This is a genomic window from Paenibacillus sp. FSL P4-0081, assembly GCF_000758565.1.
GTDB lineage: Bacteria > Bacillota > Bacilli > Paenibacillales > Paenibacillaceae > Paenibacillus_AQ > Paenibacillus_AQ phytohabitans.
This window is the reverse complement of record NZ_CP009280.1, coordinates 5,885,180-5,901,310: the sequence shown is the minus strand read 5'-3', so window position 1 is coordinate 5,901,310 and position 16,131 is coordinate 5,885,180. Positions and strand designations below refer to the sequence as shown.

Here is a 16,131-nt window from a genome sequence, read left to right as displayed (position 1 = left end):
GCCGTTCAGCTTGGGATAGCCTCTAGTCTGGTAAGAGTCATCAAAATCCTGTACAAAATACAACAATTCCCTCGTCAAATCGGCCAAAATTCGAAATTGTTGTACAAAATACAACATTCCACTTCCATTTAAGCGTTGTAGCGGGATAATTGTTGTATTTCATACAACAATCCTTCTGAACACCTGTGGTTCTTGGGATCAAAGTTGCAATTTGTACAACAATTAGCAAGTTCGGCGATGCGATTTATACCTCACTGCTTCAAGAATTATAAAGGACATCTTCCGCCGAGACGGTTCCCCGGCATAGCTCTTCGAAGCTGCCGGCAATCCATGCTGCGTCGTCATAACCCAGGTTGCCGGAATGGGCGATGAGGATGGGATAGGCACCGTCTTCCCGGGCCGTGCGCATATCCCAGATATAGTGATGGCCGCTGCCGTCCATGGCAAAGGGAACCCCGCCCGGCATGTATTCAGGGAATTCGTATGCAAGCATCATGGAGCGTAACTGGTCCGTACCGAACAGCTGGACATACCGTTCACCGTTGCCGAATTCTCCGCCGTTGGAGTAACGCAGGAAATGCAGGTAGTCAGCAGGCAACGGCATGTCCGGAATGGTCCAGAGTGCCGGATCGAACGGCCGGTATACGGCATGAAGCGGATCGGTAACCGGAAAAGGATTCCGCTGCCGTCCGGTAATCTCCGCGATTTCCTCTTGCGTCAAAGGCTTGTGCCACTCCTCAGCGAAGCGTGTCAGCTCAGGCTGAGGCGCCCCCGGATGCTTCTGGTAACAAATCTCAAACAACGACTCTACATTCATCTTCTGGTAGCCCCCCTTAAGTCTTGTAGATTTAGTGTAACATGAACAAGAGCGGTGGGTTAATCAGGGCAATCACCTGGAGGCAGTTGAACATTGCACTGGTTATAGCTGCTTATGATAGAGAAATTCCGGGTAATGAACGGGAGATTAAGGGCTTGAATGGGCCAGTTATACATAAATTTGAATCCGGAGGGAACATAATGAGCGAAGAAGAAGTGGAAGCAACCGGTTGGGATGCCATTGAGGAACAGATGTCGGGTTTGTATGGACAACAGGAGCCGAAGCATTATGCTGCCTTGTTGCCTTACATGCTGGGGGGAAAGGACCCGCTGAACGGAATCAGTGCCTATAAGGCGGAGCTGCCTTATCCCCATTGGCACTTTGTAACCTTCGGATTCTCTGAGCTATATGACAAGGAATCAGAGGACCCGGAATACAGCGGCTACGGATTTGAGCTGACCTTCCGGCTGGCACGTACTGCCGGAGAAGAGGAGCCTCCGGCCTGGGCGATGAACCTGCTGCAGAACATGGCCAGATATGTGTTCAGCAGCGGCAATGTTTTTGCTTCCGGACATTATCTGGATGCGAACGGTCCTATCTGTCTGGGTGCAGACACGAGACTGACCGCTCTGGCTTTTACCGGTGATCCGGAGCTTCCGGCTATGGATACCCCGAATGGACGGGTAGAGTTTCTGCAAATGGTGGGGATTACCGCCGATGAACTTGAAGCCATGATGTCTTGGAATACCAACGCATTCCTGCAGGCCAGCCAAGAAGTACTACCTGCATTTATCACCGATCTTGGACGGGATTCACTGCTGCGGCTTCCGGTAATAGAGGATGCAGTGCGGCAGGGGATTGAACGTGACGGGTCCCAGACAGGCATCCTGTATGTGGATCAATTGGACTTCGAGCCTGGCAGAAATCGTCTGCTCAGCAAAGCGCCAGCCGTCCTGGCCATGGGGGCACAGCAGGCAGCAACGGTAGCCAGGCTGCTGCGCGGCCGTCTGCTGAAGGGCAGGAAGCTGACACTCACCAGCCCTAAGCTGCAGGTTGTGCTGGAACCGGCACAAGAGACTGGCTGCAAGGAAGACGGCGGGAACATCCGCATCAGCCTAAGTGAAGCTGCTGTTCTGGAGCTGGAATCGAAGCTTAAGCCTAAGGAAAGCGAGTTCAAGCTGTCCACTGCCAAAGAACTGATGATACGGGTGAGAAAGACGTATATCAAAGACCAGGAGGGCAAGGTAGTGGATACCATCGGCTAATAGGGGGGCGGTCATGTGGACCGCCCTTTGTTGAGTAATCATCGAAGATAAGGCCCCACTTTGTGGGGATGTTTTATTTGGTGGACGGCAGCTTCTTTGAGGCAGGGAGCAGCAGGGTAAAGGTGGTTCCTTGCAGCGGAACACTATCACAGGTGACGGTTCCGCCGTGCAGCTCAGTGATTTTACGGACAATGGTAAGCCCCAGCCCATTACCGGCGGTGGAGTGGGAAGTATCCTGCTGATAGAACTTGTCGAACACCCTGGGAAGTGCAGCCGCACTGATCCCGGCACCGTTATCCCGGAAGCTGATTTCGATCTTGTCTTCGGCCTGCCGCATCGAAACTTCGATTTCGCCATGCTCCGGAGTGAACTTAATGGCATTGTCGAGCAGATTCAGCCAGACCTGATTCAGCATCTCTTTATTCCCCGGCACCTCATAGTCCTGTACGTTGGCTGTGATGGATATATGCTTTTTCTCCATTTTGGGATGCAGAAGTAAGACACATTGGCGGATCTGTTCGCCAACGTTGAAGGGCTCGCGGCCCGTTAATATCGTCTGGGCCTCCACTTTGGACAGGCTCAGGACGTTGGAGGCGAGGGCGGCCAGACGGGTGGATTCCTCAATGACAATATCCAGATATTCATTCCGTTCTTCCTTGCTCAGCTCATCATCCTTGAGAATTTCGGCGAACCCTTTAATCGACACAATCGGGGTACGGAACTCATGCGAGAAATTGTTGATGAAATCCGTGCGCAGAATCTCAATGCCGCCCAGCTCATCCGCCATCCGGTTGAAATTAGCAGAGAGAATCTTGAATTCGGGCGGATTATTGAGCCGCAGCCGGGTGGTGAAATCTCCTCCTGCCAGCTGGTTGGTGGCATCGATGAAGGTACGGATGGATTTCAGCATCCTCCGGCTGGCCAGACCCGAGGTGACGGTGCCGATCATGATGCAGGCAATTAATGTGATAAAGGTAAGGACTTTGAAATCCTGAATGATACGTTCATTGAGCACACCGAAGACCGTCAACAGATAGACCAATACACCGGTAATCAGCACGGTAATGAGGAAAATGATAAATACAGCAAGCGAGAAGTAGAGCGACAGGCCGATTTTACCCGTCAGCCTCTTGATCATGTTCATGTTCTCACCGCCTTATATCCGAGCCCGCGGACAGAGACCAGCTCGAACTCCGGATAGGCTTCAAAACGTTTGCGCAGGCGGTTGATATGCACATTCACCGTGGTGTCCGTGCTTTCGCTGTCCATCCCCCAAATCTCGTCCATCAGCTGGATGCGGGTGAAGATGCGCTCCGGATAGGATAAAAGCTTATAGAGCAGATAGAATTCCTTCTGCGGAAGCGTCTGCTTGTCCTCGTCCCGGGTCACGGTTAATGTGTCATAGTCCAGATGAACCCTGCCGATCACCAGCTTACGGGCACTCGCAATCTGCGAGCGGCGGAGAAGGGCCTGGATTCTCAGCAGCATTTCTTCTGAATCCACAGGCTTGGTCATATAATCATCGGTTCCGAGCCGGAAGCCTTTTTTCTTATCCTCAGGTAGCTGTTTGGCTGTGGCCATTAGGATGGGAATTCGATTGTCCGCTTCCTTGAGCTCTTCGGCAAATTCATACCCGTCCATCTCCGGCATCATAATATCCAGAATAATCAGATCGATATGCTGGACTTCAAGAGCCTCCAGGGCCTCCTTTCCGTTCCCGGCCGTGACCACTTCATAACCTTCCCGTTTCAGCACAGCGTTCATCAGCTTGCGTACATGCTTATCGTCTTCTACAACAAGGATCTTTATCATGGTTTCACTCCAAAGGTTGTCGGATTTGACCGCGTTTCCCCATCATTCTAATGTAAAAAAAGGCTAAAGACAAAATCTTTAGCTTTTCTTTAGACTCGATTTAGTCTGAATTAAGAATGACGCACTATATTATAGGGAAAAGAACCGCCGGTTCAAATATGAAAACGGGAGTCACTCATGGCCAAACTGAATTTGTTTATCCGCATTTGTATTGCAGTGCTGCTGGTGCTGGGAATTATCTATGTAAGCTCACTGGTGGACTTTATTTTCACACCTATTATCTCGCTGTTCAGTGTTGTCATTGTGCCGTTAATGCTGGCCGTCTTCTTCTATTATCTGCTGCGTCCCTTGATTGATTACCTGGCCTCCCGCAGGCTGAACAGGACAGTTGCTATCTTGCTGGTCTATCTGGTTATCGCGGTGCTGCTGCTGGGATTCACGGTAGGCGTCTGGCCGTCGCTGCAGAATCAGCTGGTGAATCTGGCTAATAATATGCCTGGCGTATTCAATGCCGTGGGAGAGCAGCTGACGAAGCTGGAGGACAGCGATTTGTTGTCGAAGCTGATTCCTGCGGATATGAATCCGGCCAGCCAGCTGATGGATTATTTGAATAAAGGCTTTTCGCTATTGACGGTCTATGTGTCGGGGCTATTCTCCTTCGTCTCCAATTTCGCCATTGTACTCTTTACCTTTCCGATCCTGCTGTTCTACATGCTCAAGGAAGGCGGGAAGTTCGGCGACAAGCTCGTTAGCTTCTTTCCAAAACGTTATCATGAGGAAGGTGCGTCCGTTGTTGCTGAAATCGACGGGGTGATGAGCAGCTTCATCGTCGGCAGGGTGCTGGTCAATCTGGCGCTGGGCGTGCTGATGTATTTCGGTTTTCTGCTGATTGGGCTGCCGTATGCGCTGCTGCTGACACTGGTGGCTGTGCTGATGAACTTCATTCCATTTATCGGGGCGATTCTGTCCACGGTGCCGATCTTCATCTTCGGTCTGATCGAGTCGCCGTCCACGGCCATCTGGTCGATTGTAGTTGTGCTGGTGGCGCAGCAGATTCAGGATAACCTGGTGGCGCCTTATATCTTCGGGAAAAGCATGGATATCCATCCGCTGACCACGATCATTCTGGTCCTGGCGGGCGGCGATTTCGGCGGAATTATCGGCATTCTGCTGATTATTCCCGTCTACATGATGCTGAAGATTATCACAGTCAAGCTATATCAGCTGTTTGTCCGGCAGCGCTGGGAAAAGGAACCGGAGGTGCCTGCGGAAGCGGGGGATTAAGCTGTGTGCGGGTAAGACCGGGAGGCCGTTTTTAGGCTTTCCGGTCTTTTTGGACTTGATGATGCTTAGTAACTGAGCCGGGATTGGCTCTGATGGTGAGAGATAGAGGGATAAATCCCACTAACGGCGCCGGAAATGGTCCGAATGGTGAAAATAGAGGGATAAATCCCACTAATAGCGCCGGAAATGGCCCGGATGGTGAAAATAGAGGGATTAATCCCACTAATAGCGCTGGAAATGGCCCGAATGGTGAAAATAGAGGGATAAATCCCACTAATAGCGCCGGAAATTCATAACGCTTACTGCGCGGCCTGATGGCGTAAAATAAGTTGTGTACCAGTATTTGGAGCCTAGTCAGGCAACAAAAAAGTAGGGTATCCTCAGGATTGCGAAACCACCAAGGAGGAACCCTACCAATGACTATTTTACCCGAAAGCTCACTGAATAATCTATTTGAAAAACTTGTTAACGATTTTGTGAAAGACCACTTGGAGTCCATCATGCGTGCAGAAATGCAGGCGTTCATGGCGAGCGAGGAAGCAGGTACACGCAATAGCCGTAACGGATACTACACCCGAAACCTGCACACGAAATACGGCAATCTAGAGGACCTGGAGGTCCCCCGCGACCGCCAAGGATTGTTTCAAACTCAGATGTTTGAGCCGTACCAGCGGCGGGACGGGTGGCTGGAGGAAGCGGTCATCCAGATGTATAAAAGCGGCATGGGGACGCGGGATGTGGCCCGGTTTATTGAAAGTATGTTTGGAAGCCATTACTCTCCAACGACCGTTAGCAACATTACGGCTACCGTCCTGGACGACATCCACCAGTGGCAGAAACGGCCGCTGAGCAAGCGCTACTCTGTGATCTACCTGGATGGGCTGTACGTGAAGCTCAAACGGGGTACGGTCCGCGGTGAGGTCGTTTATTTTGCGATGGGGATTGACGAAGAGGGACAACGTCAAATCCTAGGGTTCTACGTCGGCGGTCAAGAGAGTTCGAACGGCTGGCGTGAGGTCCTTAAAGACCTGTACGACCGTGGAGCGCAGGAAGTGTTGCTCGGTGTGTTTGACGGGCTTCCCGGGCTGGATGCGGCGTTTAAAGAGACGTACCCGCAGGCGGATGTGCAGCACTGTGTGGTGCACAAGGTGCGGGCCACGTTCCCCAAAATCCGGATCGAGCACAAAACCGATGTCCTTGAAGACCTGAAGACCGTGTATACCGCACCGGATGAGGTCGTGGCCCGGGCTAACTTTGATACGGTCAAAGCCAAGTGGAACAAGCTGTATTCGAAAGAAATGAAGTCCTGGGAGGAGCAGTTGTGCACACTCCTGACGTTCTACAAGTACCCGGAGCCCATTCGCAAAGCGATCTATACGTCGAATCCGATTGAGCGAATGAACAAGGAAATCCGCAAACGCCTTAAACCGATGAACAGTTTGACGAATATGGATGCGGCAGAGAAAATCGTGTATCTCGAAATGCTTGACTACAATGAACGTCATGGGCAGCGGGTCGTTCCTGGCTTTGGGATGGAACCCGTCAAAAAGAAGCTAAACGAGTTATTTGAAGCACGCTACCCTTCCTTGCCCACACCCGAAGAAGAATAGCGGATGAATCCAGTTTCTGGGGGTCGGGGTTCCCCCGACCCCCAGAAACACCTGCACCCCCAACCCGTAACCCGGGGAGGTACTTCTACTCTCTTACACAAACTTCTTGACGCTACCCGCGGCCTGTTTTCTGAACTCGCTGGGCGTTACCGATAGTGCCTGCTTGAAGATTTTACAGAAATACATGGAGGAGTTGAAGCCACAGGCATTCCCGACCTCCAGAATGGACAGATTGGAATTCACAAGCAGATTGCAGGCATGCTGGATCTTGATATTGTTCAGGTATTGGATCAGGGTGAGACCAGTCGCTTCTTTAAAGACATGGCATAAATAATATTTGGACATGAAAAACTCTTCGGCGATTTCTCCGATTTTGCTGATCCGGTTATAGTTCTGACTGATGTATAGCAGGATCGGGGCGAAGTTTGCGTAGGCCGCAGGCACATGCTCCACTCTGGGTGATCTTACATTCTCATTCAGGATATTCAGGATATCCGCTAAATAGATGAAAATCCGGTTAGAGGGATCATCAATGTTCTCCTTGTCGAGCAGCAGCAGCAGCTTCTTAATTCTCGGAAAAGTTTCTTTGCTGGTAAAGATGATTTCTTTGTCGAAGCAGCTCAGCAGCGACTGAATCGAACGGTCCGTGAAGTGCAGCCGCAGAAAACGGTCGGTGAAATACAGGCAGGTCCTGGCGCAGGAGTGGTTGCCCCGGCTTTTGTGAAAGGAATTGGGCTTGAATAAGGCCACGTCATGCATCGTGATGTCATACAAGGCGTCATTGACCACGAAATGATGATAGCCGTCTTCAAGAAAATATAGCTCATAAGAGTTGTGATAGTGGAACGCCGGCATCTCGTAGTTGGAGTCATGTTTCTCGTATTCCATGGAGAATAACGGATGGGCTTGATATAAATCAGCTTTCATAATGACGCCTCCCTTATCTATAGCAATATAATACAACAAATCGTGAAATGAACAATATACTAAAAGATTATTGCTGTGATTTGCTGTATATTCGAGTCAATAAATATAGAGTTGATATAGGAGGCAAGCAACTTGTCGTACGAATTAGTTAAGAGAAACACCACAATCCAAATCTACATGTCCGAAACAGAGAATAGCGCGGTACATATAGCGGTTAACAATCTGATTCGGGATATTGCGGCGGTATGCGGCTGTAAGGCGGTCCTTTCCCAAGAGATCGGTCAATGCAGTATTGTAATCGGGACGGCAGATAACGAGGCGGTGGCTGAGAACATTTCAGGGAAGCGGTTATCGCTTGACAAGCTTAGAGCTGAAGGCGCTTACCGCTGGGAGGGTTTTCTACAGGAGCTTGTAGACGGTGTATTGTACATCATCGGTGCAGACAGAAGAGGAACGATTTTTGGAATATACGATTTATGTGAGCAACTCGGCGTTTCTCCGTGGTATTACTGGGCGGATGTTCCGGTTAAAGTTAAAGACACCTTCAGTCTCCCTGCGGATTACTCCAAGGCGGATTGGCCGTCTGTGAAATACAGAGGCATCTTTCTGAATGATGAAGAGGAGCTGAACGATTGGGCGAAGCTGCATACCGCTGACGATACGATTGGCCCTGAGGCATACGAGAAAATATTTGAGCTGCTGCTCCGCCTGAAAGCCAATTACATTTGGCCGGCGATGCATGTGAATTATTTTAACGGTAACCTGGAGAATGGTGCTCTTGCTGAACAAATGGGCATTGTTGTCGGGACTTCCCACTGTGATATGCTGCTGCGCAGCAACCAGAACGAATGGACACCGTGGATCATGAGCAAAGGGTATACGGATGCCGTATATGACTACTCTATTGAAGGCAGAAACCGCGAGATTCTACTGGATTACTGGCAGGAAAGCGTGGAACAGAATAAGGATTACGAAGTCAGCTTTACGATGGGCATGCGCGGGATTCATGATTCAGGATTTCATACGAAGGCGATCGATGAAGATGATTCCTTAAGCGCGGAGGAGAAGACTGCGGCTAAGGTTCGCCTGCTCGGTGAGATTGTTAAAGATCAGCGGGAAATTCTGACGAAAGTACTCGGGGAAGCTAAAGGGGCGGAGGTGCTGCAGACTTTTGTCCCCTATAAAGAGGTGCTGGATCTATACAATCTCGGTCTTGAAGTGCCGGAGGATGTCACACTGATCTGGGCGAACGACAATTTCGGGCATGTGCGCCGTTATCCGAATGAGGCGGAACGGGGGCGCAGCGGCGGGCACGGGCTGTATTACCATTCATCCTACTGGGCGCACGGGGGAACAGCGATGAGCTATTTGTTTATCAATTCGATCCCCCTGGCCCACACCGGCAATGAACTGCAGAAGTCCTATGAATCGGGAATCCGCAATATATGGGTGCAGAATATCGGCGGGCTCAAGCCGCTGGAGCAGGATATGGAATTCTTCGTCCGCTACGGCTGGGAAGCAGGGAAAGAAACGGGAATCACCAGGAACACCAGGCAGTTCACCGAGCACTGGATCAATACGAACTTCTCCGGTAATCACGGTGCTGTAGCGGCTGAGTTATATGAAGTTTTTGCCCAGGTAACCAATGTGCGGAAGATTGAACATATGAATTCGGATGTTTTCACGCAAACGGTGCTGGGTGATGAGGCCGGACGGAGGCTGATGAAGCTTGAGGATATTTATAGACGGGGAAATGCCATTCTGGACAGCCTGCCGCCGGAGGAGCGTGCTGCATTCTTCCAATTGTTCCTGATGAAGATTCACGCATCCTACTATACCAACCATGAGTTCTATTATGCTGACCGGAGTAACCTCTCCTACGCGCGGGGGAATATGCAGGCAGCAGACCAGTACACGGAGCTATCCGGTAAAATGCTTGATTACAAGCGGAGCATGTTGCATTACTACAATCATAAGATGAGCGAGGGGAAATGGGAGGGCATCCTCACGCCTGAGAGCTTCCCGCCGCCGCCGATAGCGATGTTTCCGGCAAGAAAGCCTGCCCTGAGTATTTCCGGAAGCGGTGTAAAGGTGAATCTGTGGAATGATGATGAGGTGCTCTCATTCTCAGTTTATGGGATGACGCAGAAGTGGATCGAGCTTGGTAACCAGGGTGCAGGCAGCATTCCTTATTCTATCGAAGTCACTGAAGGTAAGGACTGGATTACCCTCTCTGAGAGTGAAGGGACGATCCATACCGAGAAGAGAATTCTCGTATCGGTATTGAACCCTGCGGAGCATGCGGGTAAGCAGAGAGTTATTAATGTCCATGATCACAGGGACGGCAGTGTGATTCCGGTTAAGATTCAGGTTGAGGAAGCCGTAGAGCTACCCGAAGGAGCTGCCGCTTATATTGAAGCGGACGGGTATGTATCCATCCCGGCAGCGGGTTATGACCGGAATATTTTCCATGATGGTGTAGCAGGGGATGAAGCGAAGTTCGGCTGGATAACCGTGCCGGGCCTCGGAAGACATGAAGGGGATGCGGTAATGGCCTGGCATTCTGGGCTCCGTCCGCTGGATGGCCTGGACAAGGAGAATCCTCATCTGGAATATGATCTGTATTTGCAGCATAGCGGGAAGTTTGAGCTGGAAATATACCGTTTCCTCACACTGGATTCCACGGGGCAGATCCGCTTCGGCGTCGGCATGGATGAAGAAGAGCCTTTTATTGTAGAGAGTGAGACCCGTGACGAATGGCTCGGCAACTGGAAGGAAGCTGTGTTCGATAATGGCGAGAAAATCATGGTGGAGCTTCCGTTCCTCTCTGCCGGAGCCCATACCCTAAAAATTTATATGGTGGACCGTTATGTGACCCTTACCAAAGTTGTGCTCTATATGACCGAGCAGAGCGGAAGTAATCTGGGTCCAATTTACAGCAGACATGGCGAAACACTGGTTCCCGCGTATGGACTGGAGGGTCCAGATGTGCAGTGGGATGAACTGGAACGGTTGCGTAGCGGGTTATACTTAACCAGTATAGATGAGGTTCCGCCTCCCAATGTCTTGTATGCGGACCGGGAGTTCTTCCAGACGATGAACACTCAGATCTTTAATACGCTTGTGAATTCCCCGCAGACTGAGCTAGGTGAGCCGCGTTATGCTAATATCAGCGGAAATGACGGGAGTAAGGATTGGCTTCAGGAATTTGGTTCGGGTGTCTTCGTTGAACAGGACGGGGTTCTGGCGATTGAAGCGGAGTATGCCCTGGAGAATTCAGCGAATGCTTATCTTACAACGGCTGCGGACGGAAGCGGCCTGAGCTGGAGCCATCTGCAGGCGGAAACGAACGGACGGACCGGGCTGGCGATGCACGTTGCCATGCCGGGAATCCGCTGGGATCATCCGGAGCAGGCTCCGGCGATGCATTACCGGCTGAGCGTCAGCACACCGGGAGCTTATCAGGTATGGATGCTGCTCCGGCATTATAACGACAAGTCGGACTCCTGCTATCTGGCGCTGGATGGCGAGGTGCAGCCGATATCCGAACAGTTCGGCGGAGGTACGCTGCATACGTACAACACCGCGTATGTATATTACTGGTGTGCGATATCTGACCTTGCGCTCACCGCCGGTGAGCATGTGCTCTCCGTCTTGGCCAGAAAGTCGCAGCTGCGGATCGACCGGATCTACTTGACCACCGGTGATGAGCTGCCGCCAGTTGATGCGGAGTGGAAGGACTCGGAGCGAAGATAGTTACGGGGAATTGAGGAACTCGGGGGAATCGAGGGAATTAAGGGAATTAAGGTATTAAGGAATCAAGGAATTAAGGAATCAAGGGAATCAAGGGAATAAAAGCGGCAGCCGGGAATTGGAATTCCCGGGCTGCTGTTTTTTTGTTACGGATATAGAGGGATTCCTCTGAATCCGCCGGAAGTGGGCAAACTGCTGGAATGAGTAGCATAAGTGCCCCTGAATCCGCCGGAAGTGGGTAATATGCGAGGGGGAACGAGCCGAATGTATGCGAAAAACCGAATACAATGTACCACTGCGAGGGTAAACGAGCTAAATGTATGCGAAAAACCGAATACAATGTACCACTGCGAGGACAAGCGACCCGAATGTATGCGAAAAACCGAGTACAATGTGCCACTGCGAGGGTAAACGAGCTAAATGTATGCGAAAAACCGAGTACAATCGAGCAATGTGCCACTGCGAGGGTAAACGAGCTAAATGTATGCGAAAAACCGAATACAATGTGCCACTGCGAGGACAAGCGACCCGAATGTATGCGAAAAACCGAATACAATGTGCCACTGCGAGGACAAGCGACCCGAATGTATGCGAAAAACCGAATACATTATGCCACTGCGAGGACAATCGAGCCGAATGTATGCGAAAAACCGAATACATTATGCCACTGCGAGGACAATCGACCCGAATGTATGCGAAAAACCGAATACAATATGCCGCTGCGAGGGGTAACGAACCCAATGTATTCGAAAAACCGAATACAATATGCCACTGCGAGGTTAAACGACCCGAATGTATGTGGAAAACCGAGTACAATGTGCCGCTGCGAAGGGTAACGAACCCAATGTATTCGAAAAACCGAATACAATATGCCGCTGCGAAGGGTAACGAACCAAATGTATGCGAAAAACCGAATACAATGTGCCACTGCGAGGACAATCGACCCGAATGTATGCGAAAAACCGAATACAATATGCCGCTGCGAGGGGTAACGAACCCAATGTATTCGAAAAACCGAGTACAATGTGCCACTTTGAGAGCAAACGAAAAAGAGAAAAGAGAAAAGGGACAGTCCCAAGTGGCCATTGTATGGCTAATGGGACTGTCCCTTATTAGAATCCGATCTGTTTACTCCCGTTATTCCCGGTTCAGGAATGACCGGGTCCGCTCCAGCTGCGGGTGGCCGAAGATCTCCTCCGGTGTGCCGGACTCGGCGATTTCGCCGTTATCCATGAAGAAGACGCGGTCGGCCACATCGCGGGCAAAATTCATCTCATGCGTGACGATAATCATCGTCATATGCTCCTCGGCAAGCTGGCGGATGACCCGCAGTACCTCGCCGGTGAGCTCGGGATCGAGCGCCGAGGTCGGCTCGTCGAACAGGAGAATGTCCGGACTGAGCATCATCGCTCTGGCGATTGCGACCCGCTGTTTCTGCCCGCCGGACAGCATGGAGGGATACACGTCTGCTTTATCGGCAAGACCTACTTTGGAGAGCAGCGCCTCGCTTTTGGCCGTAATATCCTGAACACTTTCCCGCTTCAGCGTTCTCGGGGCAAGCTCCAGGTTACCCCTTACGGTGAGATGCGGAAACAGATTAAAGTGCTGGAACACCATGCCCATGGTTGAGGTGATTTCCCTAATCTCCGCACCGCTGGCATATTTGCCTTTGTCCACGAGCGCCCGGCCGCAGATCAGGATACTTCCGCCGGTAACCTCTTCCAGATGCACAAGACTGCGCAGCATGGTGCTTTTGCCGGAACCGGAAGGTCCAATCACCGCAACGACTTCCCCGGGGTTAACGTCAAAGGTAATCTGTTTCAGCACATCGAGGCTGCCGAAGGATTTCTGCAATTGCGATACTTCAATCATACTACTCATAGCGAAACAGCCCTTCTACTCAAATTTGAAACGTTTCTCCAGTGTCTTGAAGAATAGCGTAAGCACCAGTGTCATCAGCAAATAAATTACGCCCGCTACGACAAAAGGGGTGACCGTGAAATCACGGTTTACCGCCGTTTTGGCGAAATTGAGCAGCTCAGGTACCGCTACGGCATACAGCAAGGCAGTATCTTTAACCAGGGTAATGGATTCATTGGCTACCGCAGGCAGCGCCACCCGGAACATTTGGGCCAGTATCACCTTGCGCAGGGTCTGCCATTTGCTAAGCCCGAGTACCTTGGCCGCCTCATGCTGGCCTTTATCAATCGAGAGCATTCCCCCGCGGAAGATCTCAGCGAAATAGGCACCATAATTCAGAATAAATCCAAGGCTGGCCGCAACGAAACGGTCCATGACCAGATATTGCCCAATCACGGGGATCTGCGGCAGGCCGAAGCAGAAGAACAACAGCTGCAAGAGCAGCGGAGTGCCGCGCATCACATAAATATAAGTATGTGCGATCCAGGCCAGCGGCTTGACGGAACTTTTGGCCATTAGTGTGACCACCATCCCGAGCGGAATGGACAATACGATCACGATCAGGAACAGCAATACCGTTGTCCGTGCCCCCTCCAGCATCGGTCCGGAAATTTTAATAATATAGTCAATATTCATGTCTTCACCCGACTCCTAAAGGAAACCATCTAGTTAAGTACTTTGTTCTCTCCGAACCATTCCGTGGAAATCTCGGCCGCCGTTCCGTCACTGCTCAGCGCATCCAATGCCTTCTGCAGCTCCGTCAGCAGGTCCTCATTGCCCTTCTTAATCCCGATACCATATTGCTCTGGGGCCAGCGATTCATCCATCAGCTTGTAAGTCTCCGGCTCCTTGGATATGTAGTATCTGGCCACCACTTCATCAATGACTACTCCATCCAGACGTCCCGACTTCAGGTCTGTCAGGGCAAGCACATTATCGGTGAATTCGGAGACACCTTTAAGCTCCGCCTTAATCGGATTAGCATCCAGGGCATCGGCAGCAGAGGAGAGGCTTTGCAGTCCGACCTCTTTGCCGGCCAGATCCTTAAGCGTAGACAGCGCTGAATCCGCAAGCACGACTACAACCTGGCTATTCTCCAGATAAGGTTTGGTGAATAACACTTTATCCTTGCGCTCGTCCGTGATGGTGTAGCCGTTCCAGATCATATCAATGCGTCCGCTATTCAGCTCAGATTCCTTGGCAGACCAGTCAATCGGCAGGAAGGTAACCTCTTTGCCCATTTTCTCAGCAGCCGCTTTCGCATAGTCAATATCGAACCCGACAATTTCATTGTTATCATCCCGGAAGCCCATCGGGGCAAACTTATCATCTATACCGATCACCAGCTTACCGTCATTGCCTCCAGAACTGGAGCAGCCGGCTATTATAGCAATCGCCATAATTACCAATAAACCCAATATCCCTTGTCTCTTCATCTCTCTATTCCCCCTAGTAGATTACACGCAGCAGCCTGTGCTTTAGTTCGTTAATACGTTATCAGTTTATCATAATAACATATCATGTGAGTTACTGTCGATAGAGTAGGGGAACACAATTGTGTCGAAAATAAATCAAAGCATGCCGCTCAGCAGACTCTTACTTTATTTATTTTTTCCATTTTATCTCAATTCGTAATCTGATACGATTCCTGTAACAGGTACACAGGTGGCCTGAAATAAGGAGGAATGTCATAAGTGATAGAATTGAAGAATGAGCAATACGGCAAGGCAAAGGAACTGGTAACCAGTCACAATGAGCTGTCAGTGTTCACGGTTCTGGAAGGGCTGATGGGGCAAGGTTCATGTGGATTCGGCAGAACATCCGCAAGTCCTGATGATCGAGTCCAGTGAGACTACTTTGCTGGCTGGACGTGCAGATAACGATGCCTTTAACCAGGCGCTCACAGAATCACTGGGGTTCTGGGAACAGGTCACACCGGATAATGAAGAGTGGAGATTGAAGATACCAGAGGTTCATCCCAACAAATACATACGGGAGTATACAAGACACCGGTACATTGTAACCCGTGAGACGTTCACGCCAATCGAACTATCGCTGCCTGAGGGGTATGTGCCGGAGAAGATAGATTTGCCGGAGCTGCGGAAGAAGAGCTATAAGAATGCTGATAAAATTTACAAGTGGGCTGCGGAGTGGGGGAGCGATGAACATTTCGCTATTGCCGGCTGCGGCTGCTATATCCGTCATCTGGACAAGATTGTCAGCTGGTCGTTAAGCGACTGCTATAACGGAGGCCAAGTGGCTATTGGCATTCAAACAGCCCGCAGCTACCGCAAAATGGGCCTGGCCAAGCAGGTCGTTTCGGCAGTTGTCCAGCAATGCTGGGACAAAGGATATGGCAGTGTAGAGTGGCTGTGTGTATCCACCAACCGCGGCTCCCGGGCCGTAGCGGAACGGGTAGGCTTCATGCTGGCGGATACCTATCCCTCTTTCACCTCCTATGCTCCAATTGAGAATTTTGCGGATCTTAATGATGACGGCTGGTATGAGTGGGGGGCTTATCTGCAGCAGGCTTCACAGAAAGAGCCCCGGCTGTATCTGGAATGCCTGCACTGTTACGTCAAGGCAAATGCCGTGGAGAAGGCACAAAAAATCGTGCAGGAAATGACTAAGGCAGAGATTGAATGCGATCTGGAGGAATTGAACGGAGCCATTGCGTACTACCGGAGCGAAGGATTATGTTCGGCCTTCAAGGCTCCGGAGTGGACAATATGATCAACAGTCT

At 50.8% G+C, this 16,131-nt stretch carries 13 protein-coding genes; 6 read left to right on the top strand and 7 right to left on the bottom strand.

Annotated elements, in window-relative coordinates; all coding sequences use genetic code 11:
• Positions 1 to 259 precede the first annotated feature (259 nt).
• Positions 260 to 817: an SMI1/KNR4 family protein gene (locus tag P40081_RS25260; protein WP_042138977.1), complete on the bottom strand. Its 558-nt coding sequence runs from the start codon at positions 815 to 817 to the stop codon at positions 260 to 262.
• 200 nt (positions 818 to 1,017) lie between these two features.
• Here P40081_RS25260 and P40081_RS25255 point away from each other — a divergent pair, with 200 nt between their 5' ends.
• Entirely contained in the window at positions 1,018 to 2,082 is a 1,065-nt protein-coding gene (locus P40081_RS25255; protein WP_042141447.1) for a suppressor of fused domain protein, read from the top strand.
• Between the two features lie 73 nt (positions 2,083 to 2,155).
• Here P40081_RS25255 and P40081_RS25250 read toward each other — a convergent pair whose 3' ends face one another.
• Both P40081_RS25250 and P40081_RS25245 read right to left on the bottom strand, forming a co-directional pair.
• Positions 2,156 to 3,226, bottom strand: a complete 1,071-nt coding sequence (locus P40081_RS25250; RefSeq protein ID WP_197074266.1) for a sensor histidine kinase — start codon at positions 3,224 to 3,226, stop codon at positions 2,156 to 2,158.
• Positions 3,223 to 3,894 carry a response regulator transcription factor gene (locus P40081_RS25245; protein ID WP_042138976.1) on the bottom strand — a complete coding sequence of 224 codons (672 nt, stop codon included), beginning with the start codon at positions 3,892 to 3,894 and terminating at the stop codon, positions 3,223 to 3,225. The genes P40081_RS25250 and P40081_RS25245 overlap by 4 nt, the downstream gene beginning before the upstream one ends.
• Before the next feature lie 177 nt (positions 3,895 to 4,071).
• Here P40081_RS25245 and P40081_RS25240 point away from each other — a divergent pair, with 177 nt between their 5' ends.
• A complete protein-coding gene (locus P40081_RS25240; RefSeq protein WP_042138974.1) occupies positions 4,072 to 5,178 on the top strand; it encodes an AI-2E family transporter in 1,107 nt (368 codons plus the stop codon).
• 416 nt (positions 5,179 to 5,594) lie between these two features.
• Complete coding sequence (locus P40081_RS25235; RefSeq protein WP_042133759.1) at positions 5,595 to 6,788, top strand: IS256 family transposase; 1,194 nt, start codon at positions 5,595 to 5,597, stop codon at positions 6,786 to 6,788.
• Positions 6,789 to 6,881: 93 nt separating this feature from the next.
• On the opposite strand, the gene P40081_RS25230 is transcribed toward P40081_RS25235, so the two are convergent.
• Complete coding sequence (locus P40081_RS25230; protein ID WP_042138973.1) at positions 6,882 to 7,715, bottom strand: helix-turn-helix transcriptional regulator; 834 nt, start codon at positions 7,713 to 7,715, stop codon at positions 6,882 to 6,884.
• 132 nt (positions 7,716 to 7,847) lie between these two features.
• On the opposite strand from P40081_RS25230, the gene P40081_RS25225 reads away from it, so the two are divergent.
• Positions 7,848 to 11,471 (top strand): glycosyl hydrolase 115 family protein, encoded by a 3,624-nt coding sequence (locus P40081_RS25225; RefSeq protein WP_042138971.1) that lies wholly within the window; start codon positions 7,848 to 7,850, stop codon positions 11,469 to 11,471.
• 1,134 nt (positions 11,472 to 12,605) lie between these two features.
• Here the strand turns inward: P40081_RS25225 and P40081_RS25220 are convergent.
• Genes P40081_RS25220 through P40081_RS25210 form a run of 3 tightly spaced genes read right to left on the bottom strand, consistent with a single transcriptional unit; the run spans position 12,606 to position 14,788 of the window.
• Positions 12,606 to 13,349: an amino acid ABC transporter ATP-binding protein gene (locus P40081_RS25220; protein ID WP_042138969.1), complete on the bottom strand. Its 744-nt coding sequence runs from the start codon at positions 13,347 to 13,349 to the stop codon at positions 12,606 to 12,608.
• A 15-nt stretch (positions 13,350 to 13,364) separates the two neighbouring features.
• Positions 13,365 to 14,024, bottom strand: coding sequence for an amino acid ABC transporter permease (locus P40081_RS25215; protein WP_042138968.1), 660 nt, complete (start codon positions 14,022 to 14,024; stop codon positions 13,365 to 13,367).
• 29 nt (positions 14,025 to 14,053) lie between these two features.
• Complete coding sequence (locus P40081_RS25210; RefSeq protein WP_442950231.1) at positions 14,054 to 14,788, bottom strand: amino acid ABC transporter substrate-binding protein; 735 nt, start codon at positions 14,786 to 14,788, stop codon at positions 14,054 to 14,056.
• Between the two features lie 294 nt (positions 14,789 to 15,082).
• Between P40081_RS25210 and P40081_RS38680 the strand changes: the two genes are divergently transcribed.
• Both P40081_RS38680 and P40081_RS25205 read left to right on the top strand, forming a co-directional pair.
• Positions 15,083 to 15,238, top strand: coding sequence for a hypothetical protein (locus P40081_RS38680; RefSeq protein ID WP_156118686.1), 156 nt, complete (start codon positions 15,083 to 15,085; stop codon positions 15,236 to 15,238).
• Positions 15,192 to 16,121, top strand: coding sequence for a GNAT family N-acetyltransferase (locus P40081_RS25205; RefSeq protein WP_042138966.1), 930 nt, complete (start codon positions 15,192 to 15,194; stop codon positions 16,119 to 16,121). Before P40081_RS38680 ends, P40081_RS25205 begins: the two co-directional genes overlap by 47 nt.
• Positions 16,122 to 16,131 lie beyond the last annotated feature (10 nt).

Coding starts and splice junctions, on each gene's coding strand:
- P40081_RS25260 (WP_042138977.1), bottom strand. CDS start 817: ATGAATGTAGAGTCGTTGTTTGAGATTTGTTACCAGAAGCATCCGGGG.
- P40081_RS25255 (WP_042141447.1), top strand. CDS start 1,018: ATGAGCGAAGAAGAAGTGGAAGCAACCGGTTGGGATGCCATTGAGGAA.
- P40081_RS25250 (WP_197074266.1), bottom strand. CDS start 3,226: ATGAACATGATCAAGAGGCTGACGGGTAAAATCGGCCTGTCGCTCTAC.
- P40081_RS25245 (WP_042138976.1), bottom strand. CDS start 3,894: ATGATAAAGATCCTTGTTGTAGAAGACGATAAGCATGTACGCAAGCTG.
- P40081_RS25240 (WP_042138974.1), top strand. CDS start 4,072: ATGGCCAAACTGAATTTGTTTATCCGCATTTGTATTGCAGTGCTGCTG.
- P40081_RS25235 (WP_042133759.1), top strand. CDS start 5,595: ATGACTATTTTACCCGAAAGCTCACTGAATAATCTATTTGAAAAACTT.
- P40081_RS25230 (WP_042138973.1), bottom strand. CDS start 7,715: ATGAAAGCTGATTTATATCAAGCCCATCCGTTATTCTCCATGGAATAC.
- P40081_RS25220 (WP_042138969.1), bottom strand. CDS start 13,349: ATGAGTAGTATGATTGAAGTATCGCAATTGCAGAAATCCTTCGGCAGC.
- P40081_RS25215 (WP_042138968.1), bottom strand. CDS start 14,024: ATGAATATTGACTATATTATTAAAATTTCCGGACCGATGCTGGAGGGG.
- P40081_RS25210 (WP_442950231.1), bottom strand. CDS start 14,788: ATGGCGATTGCTATAATAGCCGGCTGCTCCAGTTCTGGAGGCAATGAC.